The sequence below is a fragment of the Algoriphagus vanfongensis DSM 17529 genome (genome assembly GCF_000429465.1).
GTDB classification, from domain to species: domain Bacteria; phylum Bacteroidota; class Bacteroidia; order Cytophagales; family Cyclobacteriaceae; genus Algoriphagus; species Algoriphagus vanfongensis.
Genome location: NZ_AUBX01000011.1, coordinates 124,259 through 145,760, shown reverse-complemented (window position 1 = coordinate 145,760; position 21,502 = coordinate 124,259). Strand labels below are relative to the sequence as shown.

The following is a 21,502-nucleotide window of genomic DNA, read 5'->3' as shown; positions in this document are numbered from 1 at the left end:
CATACATGGCCACCAATTCACCCAGGACCAATACTTTTAGGAAAAAAGGAGAAAAAACAAAAAAAACTAGCTCCGCCAAGACTAGCTGGAAGTCATCTTTCGGTGGATTCAAAAGCTCCAAACTAGTCCTGACGCTAGGCATCATCTTGATGTCTGCTGGTATTTTCTTGTTTATAGCCTTTGTCAGCTACCTTCTGAATGGGCCATCGGATCAAAGTCTCGTCATGAACAATCCCTCGGAAGAAATCCGGGAAACAGCCAGAGAGTCCAGAAATTGGCTAGGATACTTAGGAGCTCAGGCAGGACACTGGATGATCTATAGATGGTTTGGCCTAGCGGCATTTCTCTTTCCTCCACTCCTCTTTATTTTGGGTTTCAGATGGGCATTTAAGATCTCTATCGTATCGCTCACCAGATACTCTACTTTCGCCTTATTTTTCACCTTTTGGCTGGGCCTGCTGACTGGCTACATTGTGATTTTGGTGCAAGGCTACTCTTATTGGAGCTTTCTGTCTGGAGGTTTTGGCTATGAACTGGCCAAGCTATCCTCTGATTTCTTGGGATGGGGCACCTTTATCCTGATCGGAGGAGCTCTTCTGATCTTTGTAATTTTCTTCTTTGACATTGACAAACTGGATTGGTTCAGTTTGAAAAACACCGGAGATGACATCCCTTACGAAGAGGATGAGGAACTCAAGGAAGACATGGCTATCAAGCCCACTGGAAAAAATGAAGACCCATTCAACCAAGAGGAGGAAGAAGATTTGGAAGACGATGGATCTGACTGGGTAGTCTCCGGCAATGATGAACCTATCCCTCTCCAGCCAGAAAAAACAAAGGTGGTCGAAGAGCCAGAGGAAGATCCTTTTGCCCTCAATCAGGTGAATCTTTTGGCTGAAAAATCCAAATCAGAAAACCCTAAACCGGTAGAGGAAAAACAATTTTCGGTGACAAAACCTGTCCAGGAAGAGAAAACTGCCGAAGAAGTCGAAAATCTCGATCCCTATGATCCTACATTAGATTTACCTAAATACCAATACCCATCTTTGGACCTTCTGAATGAATACGATGTCCAAAAGGTCACAGTGACACGCTCCGAACTTGAGGAAAACAAAAATAAAATCGTAGAGACTCTCGAGAATTTCAAAATAGGAATTCAAGAGATCAAAGCGACAATCGGACCGACTGTAACACTCTATGAAATCGTCCCAGAACCAGGAGTCAAAATTTCCAAAATCAAGAACCTGGAAGACGACATCGCCTTGAGTTTGGCAGCTTTGGGGATCAGAATCATCGCGCCTATCCCAGGGAAAGGAACCATCGGTATTGAAGTACCAAACAAAAACAGGGAACTCGTTCCTGCCAGAGCAGTATTGGGCACCGAGAAGTTTATGCGCTCGGACAAGGATCTGCCAGTTGCTTTGGGCAAAACGATTTCCAATGAAGTCTTTGTAGTAGACTTGGCAAAAATGCCTCACCTACTCATGGCTGGTGCCACAGGGCAGGGTAAATCCGTCGGCTTAAACATGATCTTGGCTTCATTGATTTACAAAAAGCATCCAGCCCAGCTGAAGTTTGTCCTAGTCGATCCGAAAAAGGTAGAATTGACGCTTTTCAACAAAATCGAGCGACACTTTTTGGCCAAACTACCGGGATCAGAAGAAGCTATTATCACCGATACGAAGAAGGTAATTTACACCTTGAACTCCCTCTGTATCGAGATGGACAATCGCTACAACCTCCTCAAGGATGCTGGTGCCAGAAACCTGAAGGAGTACAATGGGAAATTCATAGCCAGAAAGCTCAATCCTGAGAAAGGCCATCGTTTCATGCCTTACATTGTCTTGGTAATCGATGAATTGGCAGATTTGATGATGACCGCTGGGAAAGAAATCGAAGCGCCAATTGCCCGGCTAGCACAGCTGGCCAGAGCCATCGGGATTCACTTGGTAGTAGCCACTCAGAGACCATCTGTCAATGTGATCACGGGGATTATCAAAGCCAACTTCCCAGCAAGACTTTCTTTCAGAGTGACTTCCAAAATAGACTCCCGTACCATCCTAGATGCCGGTGGCGCAGATCAATTGATCGGTATGGGTGACATGCTGCTTTCACATGGATCTGATATGACGCGCCTTCAATGCGCATTCTTGGATACCCCAGAGGTGGATGCCATCTGTGACTGGATCGGTGAGCAAAAAGGATATTCAGACGCCTACCTACTTCCAGAGTTTGAAGGCGAAGACGGGGATAGCAACATCGGTGAAGTAGATCTTTCAGATCGTGATCCGCTCTTTGATGATGCCGCTAGACTGATCGTGATGCATCAGCAAGGCAGTACTTCCCTGATCCAACGAAAACTGAAGCTCGGCTATAATAGAGCTGGCAGGATCGTAGACCAGCTGGAGGCCGCCGGAGTCGTAGGACCTTTCGAAGGATCCAAGGCTAGAGAGGTATTGATTCAAGACGAGGCTAGTTTGGAACAGTTATTGAACAGCCTGTAAGTGCCGATTTCGAATACTTTCGGCAGCAATACAATGAACAAACAAGCCCTGGTTTTCACCATTATATTCTCTTTCCTATTGGCATTTTCATCCTTTGCACAAAAGGATCCAAAGGCTAAAACTGTCTTGGATGCAATGAGCCAAAAATTCCAAAGCATGAATGGTTTCACTGCCGAATTTGACTTTGTGTATCAAGATGATGCCGGTGCCAGCGACCGTCAAAGCGGAGAAATCGCCGTGAAAGGAGAGCAATACCGACTCAAATTACCCGAACAGGAAATCTACAATGACGGGAAGACTGTATGGACTTTTATCCAAGCCGACGGATACAAGGAAGTCACTATCAATGACGTGACCCAAATGGAAGGAGAACTGACCCCATCCAATATCTATAAGATGTATCAGTCTGGATTTGACTACAGGCTGATCGGAGAAAAGCAATATCAAGGCAAAGCCGTACAGGTTGTAGAGCTCATTGCTACTTCTGGAAGTCGTCCTTTTGACAGTGTCAAGCTCATGATCGACAAGATCAGCAAAGACCTACTCGGCTGGGAAATGTATGATGGTCAGGGAGGAATGTTTTCTTACACTTTCAAAAACCTGAAGCAAAACTCCAGTTTACCGTCCACCTATTTCGCATTTGACACCAAAAAATATCCAGGAATCGAGGTGATTGATTTGAGGTAAAAGCTGGAAGTTGGAGGTTGGATGCGGGAAGTTGAATGAATTTTTAAGGAAAAAGCCTCAACCAAGCCTGAATCAGTTCCAATCCAAATTCAGTCAACAAAGCTTCCGGATGATACTGAACGCCCACTATCGGCAAGGAATCATGCTGAAATGCCATCACTTCCTTTCCCTCCGTTTCCAAAATAATAGGAAGGCAATCAGGTAAACCTGCCAGCTGGAGTGAGTGATATCGAGTAACTTGAAAACTAGGAGGAAAATCCCTCAAGCATGCCGGATCGCCTACTTTTCGTACTTCACGGACCTTGCCATGAGTAGGACTTGCATTCGGGACAATCTTCGCTCCGAAAAATTCTCCAATCGCCTGATGTCCCAGGCACACTCCCAAAACAGGCACTTTTTGATAATAGGCTTCGAAAATTGCCATTAAATTTCCGGCTTGTCTTGGAAGCCCAGGTCCGGGAGAGAGAATCAATCCATCAAACGAAATGGCCTCCATTTCTTCTAGCGAAATATCATTTCGGACAACCAATAGCTCTCGACCAGTCTGTCTAATCAAATCGGCGAGGATATGGCTAAAGGAGTCAAAATTATCTATCAGTAGCAGCATCTTTGACCTTCTCCACTAGCTCTTCCAACTTACTTTTGGTGGACTCCACCTCTGGCACAAATGGCTCCACAAAATCAATGATAGCAGGAGCCCAAGGCTCTACATAGGAGATGAGTTCGGATTCTCTCTCCCATTTCTTAGGAAGATCGAGATCAAACTCTTTGGTAAACCATAAAAATAGACTGAGGAAAAAACCCGCTTTCACCACTCCAAATAGAATCCCTGCAAAAGAGTCAAAAGTCCCCAAAATCGTCAAATCCATTATTTTTTTAAGGAGCCACCCGACTACATTGATCAAAAGACTCGCAAGGATGAAAATCAAAAAGAACCCGATGAGAGGATAAGAAATATTGACCGAGTCTACATTTTCTCCGAGCCATGTAGCCATTGGATCCATGAAATAAAAACCCAAGATCACCGCTATCACAAACCCAAAAAGTCCGAGGATCCCCAGCAGGAATCCTCGCTTATATCCTTCGTATGCTCCCAATAGCAGACAGCATACGATCACAATATCTACAATGGACTTGATCTCCAATTTAACTATTCAATAGAGTTTTTACTTTATCCGCGATCGCTTTGCCATCGGCCTTTCCTGCCAACTGCTTGCTGGCTACTCCCATCACTTTTCCCATATCCTTGGGACTGGATGCACCAGTCTGAGCGATGATATCCTGAATAGCTTGTGTCAATTCTTCATCAGACATGGCTTCAGGCAAAAATTCCTGAATGACTTTCAGCTCGGCCATTTCCACTTCCAAAAGATCAAATCGTCCCTGCTGCTCATAGATATCCGCAGAGTCCTTACGCTGCTTGGCAGCTTTGGTCAAAAGCTTCATTTCATCTTCGGCAGAAAGGTCTGCTTTAGCACCACCCTTGGTCTCTTCCAGCAAAATCAGCGACTTCACAGCCCTCAAGGCAGTCAATCTGCTTTTGTCTTTGGCGATCATTGCCGATTTAATTTCACTTTCTATCTTCTGCTTTAAACTCATTACTCCTAAGTTTGTGTTATACGATTGTTATTTTGACAAAAATACCTTTTTGACTCATTTATGACTAAGCTAAGCGTAAATATTAACAAAATCGCTACGATCAGAAATGCGCGTGGCGCCAATAATCCGAATCTGGTACAAGTGGCACTGGATGCAGAAAGATTCGGAGCTCAGGGCATCACAGTTCACCCGCGTCCCGATGAAAGACACATCCGCTATCAAGATGTACTGGACCTTTCCAAAGTAGTCACCACCGAGTTCAACATCGAGGGATACCCTGACAAACGCTATCTAGAGATGGTAAAACTGGTCAAGCCAGCCCAAGCTACTCTAGTCCCGGATCCACCGGAGGCCATCACTTCCAATACCGGATGGGACACGATAGCCCATCAAAGCATGCTCCAAGATATCGTGGCTGAACTGAAGGAGTCTGGTTGCCGGGTATCTATTTTCATCAATCCGGAAATCAAGTATTTCGAACCTGCCAAGGAAACTGGCGCAGATCGCGTCGAACTCTATACCGAGCCCTATGCTTCCCAATATCCCTCAGATAGAGAAAAAGCAGTCAAGCCGTATGTCGAAGTGGCCAACCTAGCCAAAGAACTGGGTTTGGGACTGAACGCCGGACATGATCTGGATCTGGAAAATCTGGCGTTTTTGAAGCATAGCATCCCCTTCTTGGACGAGGTTTCTATTGGCCATGCATTGGTTTGTGATGCCCTCTATTATGGATTGGAAAATACGATTCAGATGTATAGAAGGAGGCTGGAGTTGTAAAGATTAGAAAATTTGAACATTGAAAAATTGGCACTCATGATCTGGTAGAGTCGATAAATTTTCGAATGTCCTCAAATTAACCCTTGAGATTCGAAGCTCGTACTTATTTAAAATTGTCATGGACATTGCTTTAACTTGGTGCTTCATTTTTACCTCATCGGCCCTTAAATCGTAATTCATAAATCGTATATCGAATGAAATTAAATTTTAAAAAAACCGGATCTGGAGAACCTTTGATCATCCTCCACGGATTATTTGGTTCGGCAGACAACTGGTTTAGCATTGCCAAAGAACTGGAAAAAAACTTCACCCTATACCTCGTGGATCAGCGAAATCACGGTGATTCGCCTCAGTCCGATGAGTGGAACTACGACGTGATGGTAGAAGACCTTCTGGAGCTTGCAGATGCAGAAGGCTTAAACAAGTTCTACCTCATGGGACATTCTATGGGAGGAAAAACGGCAATGAAATTTGCGGTGGAGCATCCCAGTCGGGTCGCAAAATTAATTGTGGCAGACATTGCCCCAAGATATTATCCCATCCATCATCAAACCATCTTGGCGGGGCTCAACTCCATCAAACTAGATCAAATCAAGTCCAGAAAGGAGGCCGATGACCAGCTGGCTCAGTTTATTTCAGAGTTGGGCATCCGTCAGTTTCTTCTCAAAAGTCTAAGCCGGGACAGCAATGGTTTCGTCTGGAAAATCAACCTGCCAGTAATCACAGAAAAAATAGAAGAAGTAGGCAAAGCGCTAGACTCAGATGACCGATTCGAAGGCCCAACTCTCTTTTTAGCAGGTGCCAACTCCAACTATATCCAGCAAAGTGATCTGGAGGACATTCACGAACATTTCCCTGAGTACGAAATCGAGTTTCTCTCCAATGCCGGACATTGGCTACACGCCGAGCAGCCAGCGGCTGTTATTCAGGAAGTCAAGAAGTTTTTGAAATAATCAAAAGCTATGCTTTATTTCATTCTTTTGCTAACATTCATTCAACCAGCCGATTGCCAAAAAAAGCTCGACGAAATCAACACATCCTATCAGAATTGTCTAGATGAAGGAAAGATTATGGTAAACTGCTCCCAGACCTTTCTATCAGAAATGGATCAACTGTTGTATGAGGTTCTAACTGATATTAAAGAAAGCTTTACCAATGAACAAGTCGACTCTCTACTTCAAAATCAGAAAGATTGGGAGCTTAGGAGGGAGCATCAATCCAACTTACTTAACAATCGGTTAGACTCTTTAGCTAAAGTAGATGGAATGGTAAGTCAAGATGATCGAATGTTTACTTATAATGAAAAAGCTCTTTTCATTGAGAAGCGAATTCAGGAGTTAATTCTACACTTGAAATAAACCTTCTCCTGAATTAATGAAGCAATTCAACTGATATCAAAACACCAGAATTGCACAAAAGAAAAATAGGGATACGAGGATTAGCTTTAACTTCGTAATTCAAAAATCAATTAAAAATGCCTCACGGAAAACTCTTTCTAATCCCCAATATTCTTGCTGAAAATACCGCCGATGCCGTGATCACTCCCCAAGTGAGGGAAGTCATCCAGCACACTAAAGTATTTTTGGTAGAAAATATGAGGACTACCAGACGCTATATTTCCAGTCTGAAATTGGGAGTCAATCTAGAGGAAGTTCATATGGAGATTTTGGATAAAAACACTTCTCCTGAATCCATGAACAGACTGCTCCAGCCTCTTTTCAAAGGTGCAGACGTCGGCATCATTTCTGAAGCGGGCTGCCCGGGAATCGCTGATCCGGGAGCATTGGCAGTGGCCCATGCCCATACACGCGGTATCCAAGTCGTTCCTCTCTCAGGACCCAGCTCCATGTTTATGGCTTTGATGGGATCCGGATTTTCAGGCCAATCCTTTGCATTTCATGGCTATCTTCCGATTGATAAAAAGGAAAGATCTCAGGCATTGCGAAAGCTGGAATCGGAATCGCTCAAAGAGCAACGGGCACAGATTTTTATGGAAACCCCCTTTCGCAACAATCAACTGCTTCAGGATGTGATCCAAAGCTTGAATCCACAGACCAAACTTTGCATCGCTAAAAATATCACTGCAAAAGACGAACTGATCCAAACCAAAACAGTCCAGGATTGGAAGAAGTCAAGCATTGATCTACACAAAATCCCTACAGTCTTCATCCTCCAAAGTTTTTGACCATGTTTACAATCGATGCCCATTTGGACTTGAGCATGAATGCGCTTGAGTGGAACCGTGATTTGACAAAACCCGTCTCCGAAATCAACTCGAGAGAGAAAGGCTTGACTGACAAGCCTGATCGTGCCAAAGCGGTCGTTTCGCTTCCAGAGCTCCGAAAAGGCAATATCGGATTAGTGGTCGCTACCCAAATCGCCCGATATGTGGCCCCAGACAACTCACTCCCAGGTTGGCATTCTCCCGAGCAGGCTTGGGCCCAAACCCAAGGGCAATTGGCTTGGTATCAGGTCATGGTCGAAATAGGTGAAATGGCCCAGATCAAAAATGGGGAGGATTTGAAAAATCACTTGGCGCTTTGGATGGATGGAAAGGACAATGACACCAAACCTGTAGGCTTCATCCTATCACTCGAAGGAGCTGATTCCATTGTCAATCTTGACTATCTAGACAAGGCCTACGAAAGTGGACTTCGCGCCCTAGGCCCTGCTCACTATGGACCGGGTCGCTATGCGCATGGCACGGATGCATCTGCCCCACTCAATCCCCAAGGAAAGGAGCTCGTCAAGAAAATGGATGAGTTGGGAATCATACTCGACGCCACCCATTTATGTGATTTGGCTTTTTGGGATGCTTTGGAGATTTACCAGGGTCCGGTATGGGCCAGTCACAATAATTGCCGTAGCATTGTGGATCACAATCGCCAATTTTCTGATGACATGATCAAAGCATTGATAGAGCGAGGCGCCGTCATCGGGGGAGCTTTTGATGCATGGATGCTCAGCCCCAATTGGGAAAGAGGGAAGAGCACTCCCAAAGAAAGGGATGTCCAAATCGCCACTGTTTTAGATCACCTAGACCACATTTGTCAGCTTGCTGGCAATGCCAATCATATTGGAATCGGCTCAGATTTGGATGGAGCATTCGGAAGAGAACAGTGCCCTTGGGACCTAGAAACCATCGCTGATCTCCAAAAAATCCCGCATCTCTTGGCAAAGAGAGGTTATTCCGAATCAGATGTCCAGAAGGTCATGCATGGAAATTGGTTGAATTTTTTAAAGAATCACTGGACTGATTTTACTTGATTTTGTACAAATCAATCTGTGAAAGGGTTGCATAAATAATTCGAATTGAATTATTTGCGTACCTCATTTGCCAACCCATTACTTATGAATTATAGACCTTTACTCTCCCTTTGGGTGCTGGGACTTTTTGTTGTTTCTGCCCACGCTCAAAAATTACAAATCACTGCCAACCATTCCGACGCCAAATTCATCCTTCTCAATGATTATGATGACTCTGACATGCAGGAGCTAGGCACAGGCACGATCGAGTACAAACTCGAAAAAAACTCCAAAAACAGAATCAAAATCACCAAGCCTGGCTACCAGCCAGTGATCAAAGAGTACAACAAAGACCTCAAGTGGGACAAAGACCAGCGAGTGTCATTGGACTCCAGAAGAGTAGAAATAGCGGCTGAGCCCTACGATGCAGAAATCTTTGTTGACGGAAGAAGTATCGGTACCAAGGGCATCTACTTGGTCATCGAAAAAGATAGATTTCATACCATCGAAATCAAAAAATCAGGATACGCACCTATTACCAAAACATACTACAACTCTCCAGACCGGGAAACACCACCCTTCAAAGACTTCTTTAAACTAGAAGACAGGCAAGTAAGACTGGAAGTATTGCCAGCGGATGGCAATGTGACAGCCAATGGAATCTCTGTGGGAAGAGGGAATCAAGACATCAATGTCCCACTCGGAGAATGCGTCACGGTGACCGTCAATAAAGATGGATATGTGGAATACACGAAGGTATTTTGCAACAAACCTGACACAGATCCTGAACCTCCAGTAAGAGAGCAGGCAAAACTTGAAGACCGACTGGTCAAAATCACGACCAACCCGAGTGATGCTTTGGTACAGATCAATGGCAAAACAGTCGGTACGGGATCTTATGATCTCAAAGTTCCTCTAAATGGTAGCGTGGAGATCAGAGTTCTCAAAGATGGCTACGTGCGCTATGCCAAAACATATTTTAACCAAGCAAATATGCAAGAGCCACCTGCGACTGATTTCATCGAGATGGCAGTCGATGAAGCCTACACATCTTCTGTTTCTTCCGACCTAGCCAATGTACGAATCACAGTTCCGGTAAATTCCGCGCACAGCTCCGAAGAGGCCTGGAGAATCTTATCTTCTATCGTTACCAGATACTTCGACATCCTCGAAACTGTAGATTACAACACGGGCTACTTGACCACCTCTTGGCAAGTGGAAAATTTCGCTTCCAGCGTAATTCGTACTAGGGTAATTGTCAGTAGCGGAGGCAATTCAGATCAGTTGGCTTATGCTGTCAAACTGATCAGCCAGGAAGCTTTTCTGGATGGTCAAAACTCAGTCACGGTAAAAGACGATGAGAAATTTGAAGATTGGTCACGTATCCTCAAAAAATACGAAGGACTCGTCCAGGAAATTCAGGCGAGACTTCAATAAGCAAATACCAAACAATCAACTTAAACCTCAAGGCAACCCCTTGAGGTTTTCTTTTTTTGGGGTTTCTAATCGTACGTTTGAAAGCGACCAAGGCTCTCCCCGTTGGATCAGGACTAGATATAAAGTCAAAATCCTTATCTTAAAAAGCTTAGTCCAAATCCTGTTTTTCAGGGTATTACTTTTAAAATTTAACCCAAAATGAAACCTATTGTACAAATATCCCTAGACCTTACCAATATTGATGAAGCGCTCGAAACTGCCGCAATGGCAATGCGGGCCGGAGTGGATTGGCTGGAGGCGGGAACCCCATTAATTCTTGCAGAAGGCCTCCACGGAGTCCGAAAATTAAGAGAAGCTTTTCCCGGTATTCCAATAGTAGCCGACCTGAAGACCATGGATGGGGGCTATCTCGAAGCTGAAATGATGGCTAAAGCCGGAGCGACTCATGTCGTGGTGATGGCGAGAGCTCATGCTGAAACCATCAAATGTGTAGTCCAGGCTGGAAAAGACTTCGGAGCCAAAGTAATGGGTGACAATATGGTCTGTCCAGACATGGTCGCAGGCGCAAAATTTTTAGAAGATCTAGGTTGTGACTATGTCATACACCATATCGGATACGATGAAAGAAGAGGAATTGCGGCTGCTGGTCATCGCATGCCCAGCCCTCTTGATCAATTAAGAGAAGTTGTTACGGCTGTTGACATTCCAGTTCAAGCGGTAGGTGGACTATCCCTTGAGCAGGCTATTCAATGCCCACAATATGGGGCTCCTTTGGTGGTTTTGGGAGCTCCACTTACCATTGATGCGGACTCCTTCAAGACCGCAAGCGGAGATCTGGAAAGTTCCCTCCGTATGATTTGTGAAGCGATTCACAGCCAAGAAACAGTAATCCCATCCAAATCCTAATTCATGTCTAAATCAGCAGCAGTTGTAAATTTTTCAGAGGAAAAATATTCTGTAGAAATACGCGAAATCCCGGTTCCGGAAATTGGTCCCGATGATATTTTATTGGAAGTAGAAAACGTAGGTGTCTGCGGATCGGATCTCCACCAATGGACCTCTGACCATAGTTGGCCTGTCAATTACCCCGTGGTATTGGGACATGAATTTGGAGGTAAAATAGCCTCTTTGGGCTCCAATGTTTCCACTTGGAAAGTAGGCGATAGAGTGGTGAGTGAAACCGCCGCCATCATTGATCCGATGAACCCCATGAGTAAAGTGGGGCTTTATAACCTGGATCCAACCCGAAAAGGATTCGGCTATGGAGTAAATGGGGCCATGACCAGATTTGTGCGTGTTCCAGCAAGATGCCTACACAGCGTGCCTGAGACTTTGTCATTCGAGGAAGCTTGCCTGACAGAACCTTGCTGTGTTGCTTACAATGCAGTTGTCGGAAATTCCTCCATCAAACCCGGTGACCGCGTGATTGTGATAGGTCCTGGAACTATTGGAATCCTTTGTGCAGCAGTGGCAAAAATCTGTGGAGCAGAAGTCGGAATAGTTGGTCTGGAAGCGGATAAAGGCAGGTTGGGAATAGCCCAACAAGCCTATGGCTGTGATCCTTTAGTCGGAGAAGATGCCACAGAAACCTGGGCTAGAAAACGGGACGGTATGGGCGCAGACCTGATTATTGATGCTGCCGGAGTTAGCGCCACCCTTCAAATGGCCATGAAACTAGTTCGCCCAAATGGTCAAATTACCAAAGTAGGCTGGGGACCAAAACCTTTGAATTTTTCCATAGACCCCATCGTCCAAAAAAATGTAAGACTACAGGGGAGCTTTAGCCACAATTGGCCGACTTGGGAAAGGGTTTTGGCTCTTTTGACCTCTGGAGCTTTGAATGTCAAACCAATTATTGGCGGTGTGTGGCCGATTACAGAATGGAAAGAAGCTTTTGAAAAAATGCATCATGGAGATGTAGTGAAATCAGTTTTGAAACCTGTCTAAAGATGAGACTCGAAAATAAAGTCATCATCGTCACGGGGAGCACAACCGGGATTGGAAAAGCCATTGCCAAGCGATGTGTACGCGAAGGAGCCAAAGTCGTTTTAACCGGGTTGGAAGAAAATCTGGGAAAGGAAGTTTTAGCAGAAATTGGAGAAGCTAATGCCATTTTCCATGCGGAAGATATTTCCGCAATAGGTTGTGCAGACCGATTGGTTACGCTTGCCAAAAAAAGCTTTGGAAAATTAGACGCAATCGTCAACAATGCCGCATGGGTTGTTTCTTCAGATATTCAAACCACAGATAAAACATTACTTCAAAAAGTAATAGACGTCAACACAATTGCACCATTCCTTTTGATCCAAGCTGGATTGGAAGAATTGCAAAAATCAAGAGGATGTGTACTCAATATCGGCTCTGTTAACGCCTATAGTGGCGAGCCCAATTTGCTCGGATATAGCATTTCCAAAGGTGGATTGATGACCATGACACGAAATCTGGGTGATGCCTTGATGCGGGACTATGGAGTCCGGGTCAATCAAATCAATCCAGGCTGGGTTTTAACTGAGCGGGAAAGAGAAAGGAAAAAGCAACATGGACTTTCCGAAACTTGGTATGAAAAACTCCCTGCCATGTATGCTCCATCCGGAAGAATTCTATGGCCTGAGGAAATTGCGTCCGCAGCGATTTATTGGATTAGCGATGAAAGTGGCCCAATCAGCGGTCAAGTCGTGGATCTCGAGCAGCACCCCATGATTGGCAGAAATGCCCCAAAAGACACTAGTACCATAATCTAACAACAATGCCCAAACTCGCAGCTTTTCCCAAAGCATTTATGCAGGCCCTCTGCAAAGACGGAAGTATGAAAATTTCCGAATGGATCCAACTCGCAGCCCCTCTTGAAATCGAAGGATTGGAGTGGTATGCAGGATTTTTAGAAATGGAAGACGAAAAGAACTGGCCACTTTTTCGCCGAATGGCAGAAGATGAAGGCATGGTCATTCCCATGATGTGCTGTTCTCCTGATTTCACGCATCGGGACAAAAAATTCCGAGAAAAAGAAATCCAAAAACAGAAGCGATGGATCGAAATGACCGATGTTTTGGGAGGCTCCTATTGCCGAGTTCTTTCCGGTCAGTACAGACCTGAACTTTCGGTAGAAGAGGGAATTCAATTAGCTAAAGAATGCATCGAGTCTTGCCTTCCCTATGCGCAATCGCTCGGGATCACTTTGATCATCGAAAATCATTACAAAGATGACTTCTGGGAATACCCTGAGTTTGCACAGAAAAGAGCCATATTCACTCAGCTAGTCAATAGCATCCATCATCCGAATTTTGGAGTCAATTATGATCCAAGTAATACCTTTTTGGCAGGAGAAGATCCTTTGGATTTGTTGTATGATGTGTCTGAAAGAGTAGTCACCATGCATGCGAGTGACAGGTTCTTGAAATATGGAACCATCGAAGACCTTCGCAAAGAAGAAGGAGGTGCACAAGGATATGCAAAGCGACTCAGTCATGGTGAAATCGGAAAAGGGATGAACGATTATGATGCGATTTTCACAGAGCTCAAAAGAGTCGGTTTTGACTCATGGATCAGTATTGAAGATGGTGTTGACGGCATGGATCAATTGGAACGCAGCGTGGCCTTTTTGAAGAAAAAAATCGCTCAATATTGGCATTAATGAAATGAGAATTAGGGCCATACTAATAGTCTTTGAGGTTAGTGTACCCTCGAAGTTTTATCAAGGAATTCATTCCTAAACAAAAATTATAAACCTTACCACTTTGCAACCTTTTAACCTTACCTCTTTCCCATCTCAATGCTTCCTTGGGGAAGGTCCCATTTGGATTGCCAAGCATCAATCCTTTTTCTGGGTGGATATTGAAAGCGGTACCCTTTTTCAAATGGTGTGGCCTTCTCAAACTATAACCACCAAGAAATTTCCTGGAAGATTAGCAGTCGTGCTAGAGGGAAAAGAAAATGAATTGATTTTGGGATTAGACCGAAGTTTGATTCGTTTTGATCTCGAAACTGGAAAGCAGGAAACATTACTAGAAGTGGAACATGAATTTCCTCTACACCGATTCAATGATGGAAAAGTAGATCCAAGAGGGCGAATCTGGATAGGAACTTTAAGCACTTTGTTTACCGAAGGGGCCGGTTCTTTATACCGTATTTCTGAAGATTTGATTATTGAAAAGAAATTGGAAAACCTGACGATTTCCAACGGAATGGCTTGGACCGAGGATCAATCGAGTTTTTATTTTATTGACTCGCCTACCCAAAAAGTGCAAGAATTTGGCTTTGATGTGGTATCGGGTGAAATCAGTTTTAAAAGAATTGCTATAAATGTCCCTAAAGAAATCGGAACTCCTGATGGCATGTGTATCGATCAGGAAGGAATGCTATGGATAGCCCATTATGGTGGATCTGGAGTCTACCGCTGGAATCCCAAATCCGGGAATCTTCTGGATAAAATTGACCTCCCTGTACCTCATGTGACTTCTTGCGCTTTTGGTGGTCCTAATCTGGATCAACTTCTAATTACAACTGCTCAAGAAAATCTTAGCCCTGAATTGCTCATGCAATTTCCGGAGAGCGGGAATGTTTTTCTGGTGAAAGTCGAAGTGGGCGGGACGGCTACAAACCAAGCCCACATAGAGCCACAAAACCCTTAGATGAAAGAGAGTTGAAAACATTTTAATTCAAACGATTTGAATTTTTAGGGTATTTGGACTAATTACGTGACTCGATCTTCAATCATATACATGCGCGCATTTTCTTTATCCAAATCAAGCATCATTACATTCCTTTTTTTAATTCTTTGTATATCTGCCTGTTCAAAAAACAGGTCTACCCCTCCAAATATCATTATTATCTATGCCGATGACATGGGCTATGGAGATTTGGCTATCCAAAACCCTAACTCCAAAATCCCTACCCCAAATCTCGACAGGTTGGCCAGAGAGGGAATGCGATTTTCGGATGCGCATAGTTCTTCAGGAATCTGCTCTCCAAGTAGATATGCACTTTTGACGGGGACCTATCACTGGAGGAGGCAGTTCGGTATAGTGGGAGCTTTTGGGGAACCGTTTTTCGCAGAAACTGACATCACCTTACCTCAACTTCTACAAACTGAAGGCTATTCTACCGCCATTATCGGTAAGTGGCATTTGGGTTGGGACTGGGAGTTCAAAAATCAACCCACTGCTGAGGTAGAACAATGGGAAAATAAAACCAAGTACTATCTCCCTGAGGATATCGACTGGAGCAAGCCTGTCAAAGGAGGTCCTTTGGACAGAGGTTTTGATTACTATTTCGGCGATGGCACCATCAATTTCCCTCCCTATGCATGGGTAGAAAATGACCGAATCGTCCAAGCTCCAACCGAAACCATGGATATCCACAACATCGGGTTTGAAGTAAAGGAAGGAAGTTGGGAATTCAGACCGGGACCAAAAGTCAAGGACTGGAATCCTTATGAAGTATTGCCCACTTTGGCTCAGAAAACCAAGGAATGGATCAAAAACCAAGATAAAAACAAACCTTTCTTTTTATACTTTGCTTTGCCTTCGCCACACGCTCCAATTATTCCAAATGATGAATTTGACGGGAAATCACAGGCCGGAGCATATGGAGATTTTATGGTTCAAACGGACTGGGTGATTGGTGAAGTATTGGCTACCCTCAAGGATCGTGGCTTGGAAGAAAACACTATCGTCATTTTCAGTGCAGACAATGGCCCAGAGCATTATGCATGGGAAAGAGCGGAAAAGTTTGATCACTTCAGTATGGGTGATTTTCGAGGTTTAAAAAGGGATGTTTGGGAAGGAGGACATCATGTGCCATTCATTGTCAAATGGCCAGGGCACATTCAGGCTGAGACCGTTTCCCACGAACTGATTTCTCAAATAGATATCATGGCAACCATTGCCAATATTGTGGGGATAGAACTACCAGAAAAAGCAGCTCCAGACAGTTATGATTTCACTGCTGTTTTCACTGGAAAAGAATATAACTCACCTCTCAGAGATGCTACCATACACAATACGAATCCAAAAATCTGGGGAATCAGAAAAGGCAATTGGCTCTATATCAATGATTCGACAGGAGGACTTAGACCTTTGCCAGAATCATTCAAAGAATTGACCGGATATACTGATTTCAATACGCCAGGTCTCCTCTTTGATATGAAAAAAGATCCGGAGCAGAGAGCCAATTTATTTGAGCAAAATCCCGAAAAAGTCGCGGAGTTAAAAACCCTTTTGGAGGATTACAGAACGAGTGAATCAACAGTAAAAAGAGGGAAGTGAGTGATCAAATTAAGTAAACGACAGGCCAAGAAGGCTGATTTTTTAAGTCTTGACTAGTAAAATAGCCCCGCCAAGAATCGAACTTGGATCTAGCGTTTAGGAAACGCTTGTTCTATCCGTTGAACTACGAGGCCAGAACCTGAAAATCAAATTTCTTTAAATTTGTAACAAATCAGGGTCTCAAGAATAAGGAAATACTCATTTTCCTGCAAATAATTTACAGCCAACTTATGGCATTACAGGGAATTAACCTATCTTTGCACTCCAAATTTAGGATGGACGGGTTCCATCCGCTTAACAAACACAGATAAATTATGGCAGTTAAAATCAGATTAGCACGTAGAGGTAGAAAGAAAATGGCTATCTATGACGTGGTTATCGCAGATGCTAGAGCTCCACGTGATGGACGCTTCATCGAGAAAATCGGAACTTACAATCCGAACACAAACCCTGCATCCATCAACATCAACAATGAGCGCGCTCTACAGTGGTTGTTGAACGGAGCTCAGCCTACCGACACTGTGAAAGCTATGCTTTCTTACAGAGGTGTCATGCTGAAAAAACACCTTCAAATCGGTGTGGTAAAAGGTGCTATCACTCAAGAACAAGCTGATGCGAAATTCGAAGCGTGGTTGACCGAAAAAGAAACCAAAATCGCTGGTAAAGTTGATTCTATCGGTAAGGCGAAAGACGAAGCTCGTAAGAAAGCTTTGGAAGCTGAGACCGCTAAAAATCAGGCTCGTCTGGACGCTATCAAAGCAAGAGAAGAAGAAGCAAAAGCTGCTGCTGCAGCCGCTGAAGCTGAAGCTGCTGCTGAAAATGCACCAGAAGAGGCTGCTCCTGAGGCTTCCGCAGAAGGCGACGAAGCTCAAGCTTAATAGATATTCTCCCCATGAACAAGGAGCAATGCTTTCAATTGGGCTATGTAGCCAAGGTTCATGGACTTCGTGGTGAACTAGTCATCGTATTGGATGTAGATTATCCAGAAGAGTACGAAGACCTAGAACATCTTTTCTTAGATCAAAAAGGCCGAATGGTTCCTTTCTTTTTGGAACACTTCGTTCTGCAGCCGGGAAATAAAGTACTGGCGAAATTTGAAGAGTTGGATTCTCTCGAGCAAGTAGAAAGCCTAGTGGGATCGGAAGTCTTTCTTCCTCTCACGGCACTTCCCAAGCTCGAAGAAGATCAATACTACTACCACGAACTAGTTGGGTTTGAAGTAGAAGATGAATCCAGAGGTCTCATCGGACCCGTGGAAGTCATCTACGATCTGGAAACCCAAGATCTCCTCGGAGTCAAACACCAAGAGAAAGAAGTTCTCATTCCGATTCAGGACGGGATCATTCTCAAGGTGGACAAGGCAGCAAAGAAAGTTTTCTGCCGACTACCCGAAGGTTTACTTGACATTTATCTGGAAGACTGAGCATGCATATTGACATCATCAGCGTAGTACCCGGATTGCTGGAAGGTCCCTTTTCACATTCGATTATCAAAAGAGCCGAAGAAAAAGGGCTGGCCACAGTCAGAGTGCACAACTTACGCGATTATGCCACAGGCAAGCAAAAGCAAGTGGATGATTATGCCTTTGGAGGTGGAGCCGGAATGGTCCTAATGATTGAGCCGATTTCACTTTGCATCGAAACGCTACAGCAGGAAAGAACATATGATGAGATCATCTATATGACTCCTGATGGTGAGACTTTTGATCAACCCATGTCCAATGCCCTTTCTATGAATCAAAATCTCCTGATCCTCTGTGGTCACTACAAAGGAGTGGATGAACGAATCAGAAAGCGCTATATCACCAAAGAGATCAGTATTGGGGACTTTGTCCTATCCGGAGGAGAATTGGCAGCCGCAGTAGTGGCTGATGCTTTGATCCGACTGATACCCGGAGTACTCAATGATGAGACCTCGGCACTGACTGACAGCTTCCAAGATCACCTGCTAGCACCTCCAGTGTATACAAGGCCTGCCGAATGGCAAGGAATGGAAGTACCGCCGGTATTGCTTTCAGGTCATGAAGCCAAGATCAACGAATGGAGATTTGAAGCATCGGTTCGCCGAACCCAAGAACGAAGGCCTGATTTGCTGGCCAAGTCAGGATTGGGGAAAAGCGAAACAAAATCGAACAAGAAGTAATTGAAAAAGCCACGCGTTGGCCAAACAGCGAAAGCATAAAATATAAAAGCTATGAGCGAACTATTGAAAATTGTAGAAGCGGAATACAGCGAAGCAAGAGCTAAATTCCCTTCATTCAAAGCTGGTGATACCATCAACGTACACGTACGTATCAAAGAAGGTAATAAGGAAAGAATCCAGCAGTTCCAAGGAACTGTGATCCAGCGTAAAAACCCGAACTCCAATGGTGAGACTTTCACAGTAAGAAAAATCTCCAATGGTATCGGTGTAGAGCGTATCTTCCCTATCCTTTCTCCATCTATCGAGCAAATCGACGTATTGAGACAAGGTAGAGTAAGAAGAGCTAGATTGTTCTACTTGAGAGGACGTCAAGGTAAAGCTGCTCGTATCAAGGAAAAAATCAGAGTGAAGCACTAAGAGTGCATACTCTTCCCCTAAAAAAGGAACTCAGCAATGGGTTCCTTTTTTTTATATCTGGCCTACATTTTTTCTATCAAAAAATATTTCTCCTCTCGCGTTCGTTTCACTTTTAGCCAATAGACACTTACTATCAGTCAATTAACCAGTTTTAAGACCGAAAAAATCTGAATTACAAATAGAAACTTGTAGCTTTAATCTAAACTTTTTGCCCATGAATACTCCCAGCATGCTCGATCCTGCCAAAAATTTGGCCACTGTTTTTATTACCATATTGCAAGTAGGGGCTGCCATTATTCTCTCTATTTCGATTTACATGGCGTATTTGGCCTATTTGGATCTTTTGACTGACTGGAGCCTCTCGATGAACCACCACTTCTTCCACTTCAGCCCAGAAGAAGGATCTCGTTTTTGGCACATGGTGTTTTTCTCAGTCCCCGGATTGGCTGCTATCGTAGGCTTTTTTGTTCTTGCCTTTCTCAAAAACCACATCAAAAAAGAATAGGCTTCCTCTACAGAATATTCTTTCATTGAAATTTCCCTTCCCTTACATTTCTCTATCTTTGCAGCTAAGATTTATGAATTGATGAGGCTTTGACCTCTTTAAGAAATACTAGCTAAGCATGAGTACAGAAGTTCGAGTACGGTTTGCCCCATCCCCGACAGGGCCACTGCATATCGGAGGCGTGAGAACCGCCCTTTACAATTACCTTTTTGCCAAAAAACTGGGAGGGAAATTCCTTCTTAGAATCGAGGACACTGATCAAACTCGCTTCGTACCCGGAGCAGAGGAATATATCAAAGAGTCCTTGGAGTGGCTGGGAATCAATCCAGACGAAAGCCCTTGGAATCCAGGTACTGTAGGACCATATCGTCAATCTGAGCGTAAGCCAGACTACATGCAGTACGCATTGGACCTAGTAGAAAAAGGTCATGCATACTATGCTTTTGACACTTCTGAGGAACTGGAAGCCATGAGAGAAAGGCTGACCGCCGCTCGCGTAGTTCAGCCTCAATACAATAGCATCACCAGGACTCAGATGAAAAACTCCCTGACACTTTCTGAAGAGGAAGTAAAAGAGAGATTGGCTTCTGGAGAGCCTTATGTCATCCGGGTGAAAATCCCCCGCAAAGAGGAAGTTCGTCTAAACGATATGATTCGTGGCTGGGTGATGGTTCATACTTCTACTTTGGATGATAAAGTTCTGATGAAATCAGACGGCATGCCTACCTATCACTTGGCGAATATCGTCGATGATCATTTGATGGGAATCACCCATGTGATCCGTGGCGAGGAATGGTTGCCATCCGCACCTTTGCACGTTTTGCTCTACAAATTCTTCGGCTGGGAAGACACCATGCCTCAATTTGCCCATTTACCTTTGCTTCTAAAGCCTGATGGAAATGGCAAACTATCCAAGCGTGATGGAGATAAATTAGGCTTTCCTGTATTCCCTCTCAACTGGGAAAACAAAGCCACTGGTGAAACAGCTGCAGGTTTCAGAGAGCAGGGTTACCTTCCTGATGCTTTCTTAAACTTCTTGGCATTCTTGGGATGGAATCCCGGCAATGATCAGGAGATTTTCTCCAAAGAAGAATTGGTTGAGGCTTTCTCAGTAGAACGAATCGGCAAGTCAGGTACTAAATTTGACATTGCGAAAGCCAAATGGTACAATGAGCAATATTTGAGATCCAAGCCAGATTCAGAATTGGCGGACTTCGTGGTAGCTGATGCCAAATCATCTGGCACTGAAATCTCTCAAGAATTAGCCGAAAATGTGGTGCGCTTGACCAAAGAGAGAGTGACCTTCCCTTCGGAATTTTGGAAAGACTATCACTACATTGTCATAGCTCCAGAGACATTTGACGAGCAAGTGGCTTCTAAAAAATGGAATGAGGACGCAGTCAAAGTATTAACTCACTACGCCGGGGTACTGGATATGCATAGCGGGACATTTGATGCAGAAACAGCCAAAACGCTATTGGGCGAATCAGCGGAAGCGGAAGAAATCAAGTTGGGCAAAGTGATGCAAGCTGTCCGTCTGGCTGTCACCGGAGTCGGTGGCGGACCGGATTTGATGGAGATATTTGCTATCTTGGGTACGGCCGAAGTAGCCAAACGCATCCGATTCGCCTTGGATACGTTACCTTTAGCGGGATAAAGACCAAAGCCATGAGCAAAAAGAAGAAAAAGAAGGACGAGGATCCAAAAGTACACGAAGAGTTGAAAGGCTTTAAAATGGAAATCAATTCCTTTGGTGAAATCAGTTCCTCCTTCCCTATCGACAAGATCAACGAATTTCTAAATCAAAATGTCGAAGATAAGAAGCTCAAAGATCGAGACGATTTGGATGATGTGAAAAAGTCATAAACAGTATAAAAAGCTCCTATTGAGGAGCTTTTATTTTTTCATACTAGAATTAATCTCTT

At 44.2% G+C, this 21,502-nt stretch carries 24 protein-coding genes and 1 tRNA gene; 21 read left to right on the top strand and 4 right to left on the bottom strand.

Annotated elements, in window-relative coordinates:
* Window positions 1-5: 5 nt before the first annotated feature.
* Window positions 6-2,504 carry an FtsK/SpoIIIE family DNA translocase gene (locus G460_RS0109520; protein ID WP_026955142.1) on the top strand — a complete coding sequence of 833 codons (2,499 nt, stop codon included), beginning with the start codon at window positions 6-8 and terminating at the stop codon, window positions 2,502-2,504.
* A gap of 33 nt (window positions 2,505-2,537) precedes the next feature.
* Window positions 2,538-3,191 (top strand): outer membrane lipoprotein periplasmic chaperone LolA1, encoded by a 654-nt coding sequence (gene lolA1, locus G460_RS0109515; protein WP_026955141.1) that lies wholly within the window; start codon window positions 2,538-2,540, stop codon window positions 3,189-3,191.
* 43 nt (window positions 3,192-3,234) lie between these two features.
* Here lolA1 and G460_RS0109510 read toward each other — a convergent pair whose 3' ends face one another.
* Genes G460_RS0109510 through G460_RS0109500 form a run of 3 tightly spaced genes read right to left on the bottom strand, consistent with a single transcriptional unit; the run spans window position 3,235 to window position 4,790 of the window.
* Window positions 3,235-3,798, bottom strand: coding sequence for an anthranilate synthase component II (locus tag G460_RS0109510; protein ID WP_026955140.1), 564 nt, complete (start codon window positions 3,796-3,798; stop codon window positions 3,235-3,237).
* A complete protein-coding gene (locus G460_RS0109505; RefSeq protein WP_051315995.1) occupies window positions 3,779-4,336 on the bottom strand; it encodes a CvpA family protein in 558 nt (185 codons plus the stop codon). Before G460_RS0109505 ends, G460_RS0109510 begins: the two co-directional genes overlap by 20 nt.
* A gap of 1 nt (window position 4,337) precedes the next feature.
* Entirely contained in the window at window positions 4,338-4,790 is a 453-nt protein-coding gene (locus G460_RS0109500; protein ID WP_026955138.1) for a GatB/YqeY domain-containing protein, read from the bottom strand.
* A gap of 60 nt (window positions 4,791-4,850) precedes the next feature.
* Here G460_RS0109500 and G460_RS0109495 point away from each other — a divergent pair, with 60 nt between their 5' ends.
* From G460_RS0109495 to G460_RS0109435, 12 genes are all read left to right on the top strand, one after another.
* Window positions 4,851-5,567: a pyridoxine 5'-phosphate synthase gene (locus G460_RS0109495; RefSeq protein WP_026955137.1), complete on the top strand. Its 717-nt coding sequence runs from the start codon at window positions 4,851-4,853 to the stop codon at window positions 5,565-5,567.
* A 194-nt stretch (window positions 5,568-5,761) separates the two neighbouring features.
* Window positions 5,762-6,520, top strand: coding sequence for an alpha/beta fold hydrolase (locus tag G460_RS0109485; RefSeq protein ID WP_026955136.1), 759 nt, complete (start codon window positions 5,762-5,764; stop codon window positions 6,518-6,520).
* A gap of 9 nt (window positions 6,521-6,529) precedes the next feature.
* Window positions 6,530-6,925 (top strand): hypothetical protein, encoded by a 396-nt coding sequence (locus tag G460_RS23320; RefSeq protein ID WP_026955135.1) that lies wholly within the window; start codon window positions 6,530-6,532, stop codon window positions 6,923-6,925.
* A gap of 116 nt (window positions 6,926-7,041) precedes the next feature.
* Window positions 7,042-7,752: an SAM-dependent methyltransferase gene (locus G460_RS0109475; protein ID WP_026955134.1), complete on the top strand. Its 711-nt coding sequence runs from the start codon at window positions 7,042-7,044 to the stop codon at window positions 7,750-7,752.
* Window positions 7,753-7,754: 2 nt separating this feature from the next.
* Window positions 7,755-8,834 carry a dipeptidase gene (locus G460_RS0109470; RefSeq protein ID WP_026955133.1) on the top strand — a complete coding sequence of 360 codons (1,080 nt, stop codon included), beginning with the start codon at window positions 7,755-7,757 and terminating at the stop codon, window positions 8,832-8,834.
* Between the two features lie 84 nt (window positions 8,835-8,918).
* On the top strand, window positions 8,919-10,250 hold the full coding sequence (locus G460_RS0109465; RefSeq protein ID WP_026955132.1) for a PEGA domain-containing protein: 1,332 nt from the start codon (window positions 8,919-8,921) through the stop codon (window positions 10,248-10,250).
* A gap of 198 nt (window positions 10,251-10,448) precedes the next feature.
* On the top strand, window positions 10,449-11,156 hold the full coding sequence (locus tag G460_RS0109460) for an orotidine 5'-phosphate decarboxylase / HUMPS family protein (protein ID WP_026955131.1): 708 nt from the start codon (window positions 10,449-10,451) through the stop codon (window positions 11,154-11,156).
* Window positions 11,157-11,159: 3 nt separating this feature from the next.
* A complete protein-coding gene (locus G460_RS0109455) occupies window positions 11,160-12,197 on the top strand; it encodes a zinc-binding dehydrogenase (protein ID WP_026955130.1) in 1,038 nt (345 codons plus the stop codon).
* A gap of 2 nt (window positions 12,198-12,199) precedes the next feature.
* Window positions 12,200-12,991 (top strand): SDR family oxidoreductase, encoded by a 792-nt coding sequence (locus tag G460_RS0109450; RefSeq protein WP_026955129.1) that lies wholly within the window; start codon window positions 12,200-12,202, stop codon window positions 12,989-12,991.
* 5 nt (window positions 12,992-12,996) lie between these two features.
* Window positions 12,997-13,881 carry a sugar phosphate isomerase/epimerase family protein gene (locus tag G460_RS0109445; RefSeq protein WP_026955128.1) on the top strand — a complete coding sequence of 295 codons (885 nt, stop codon included), beginning with the start codon at window positions 12,997-12,999 and terminating at the stop codon, window positions 13,879-13,881.
* 103 nt (window positions 13,882-13,984) lie between these two features.
* Window positions 13,985-14,878 carry an SMP-30/gluconolactonase/LRE family protein gene (locus G460_RS0109440; RefSeq protein ID WP_026955127.1) on the top strand — a complete coding sequence of 298 codons (894 nt, stop codon included), beginning with the start codon at window positions 13,985-13,987 and terminating at the stop codon, window positions 14,876-14,878.
* A 90-nt stretch (window positions 14,879-14,968) separates the two neighbouring features.
* The gene (locus G460_RS0109435; protein ID WP_026955126.1) at window positions 14,969-16,513 is read left to right on the top strand and encodes a sulfatase family protein; all 1,545 of its coding nucleotides are present in this window, start codon (window positions 14,969-14,971) and stop codon (window positions 16,511-16,513) included.
* Window positions 16,514-16,575: 62 nt separating this feature from the next.
* Here G460_RS0109435 and G460_RS0109430 read toward each other — a convergent pair.
* Window positions 16,576-16,647 (bottom strand) — tRNA-Arg (locus G460_RS0109430).
* A 180-nt stretch (window positions 16,648-16,827) separates the two neighbouring features.
* On the opposite strand from G460_RS0109430, the gene G460_RS0109425 reads away from it, so the two are divergent.
* The 7 genes from G460_RS0109425 to G460_RS0109395 all read left to right on the top strand — a co-directional run bounded on the left by G460_RS0109425 (window position 16,828) and on the right by G460_RS0109395 (window position 21,443).
* A complete protein-coding gene (locus G460_RS0109425; RefSeq protein WP_026955125.1) occupies window positions 16,828-17,391 on the top strand; it encodes a 30S ribosomal protein S16 in 564 nt (187 codons plus the stop codon).
* A 14-nt stretch (window positions 17,392-17,405) separates the two neighbouring features.
* Window positions 17,406-17,936 (top strand): ribosome maturation factor RimM, encoded by a 531-nt coding sequence (gene rimM / locus G460_RS0109420; protein ID WP_026955124.1) that lies wholly within the window; start codon window positions 17,406-17,408, stop codon window positions 17,934-17,936.
* A 2-nt stretch (window positions 17,937-17,938) separates the two neighbouring features.
* Window positions 17,939-18,655 (top strand): tRNA (guanosine(37)-N1)-methyltransferase TrmD, encoded by a 717-nt coding sequence (gene trmD, locus G460_RS0109415; protein ID WP_026955123.1) that lies wholly within the window; start codon window positions 17,939-17,941, stop codon window positions 18,653-18,655.
* 51 nt (window positions 18,656-18,706) lie between these two features.
* Window positions 18,707-19,072: a 50S ribosomal protein L19 gene (gene rplS / locus G460_RS0109410; RefSeq protein ID WP_026955122.1), complete on the top strand. Its 366-nt coding sequence runs from the start codon at window positions 18,707-18,709 to the stop codon at window positions 19,070-19,072.
* A gap of 214 nt (window positions 19,073-19,286) precedes the next feature.
* Window positions 19,287-19,577 (top strand): hypothetical protein, encoded by a 291-nt coding sequence (locus G460_RS0109405; protein WP_026955121.1) that lies wholly within the window; start codon window positions 19,287-19,289, stop codon window positions 19,575-19,577.
* Between the two features lie 118 nt (window positions 19,578-19,695).
* Window positions 19,696-21,234 carry a glutamate--tRNA ligase gene (gene gltX / locus G460_RS0109400; protein WP_026955120.1) on the top strand — a complete coding sequence of 513 codons (1,539 nt, stop codon included), beginning with the start codon at window positions 19,696-19,698 and terminating at the stop codon, window positions 21,232-21,234.
* 11 nt (window positions 21,235-21,245) lie between these two features.
* A complete protein-coding gene (locus G460_RS0109395; RefSeq protein WP_035464276.1) occupies window positions 21,246-21,443 on the top strand; it encodes a hypothetical protein in 198 nt (65 codons plus the stop codon).
* The last annotated feature ends 59 nt before the right edge of the window (window positions 21,444-21,502 follow it).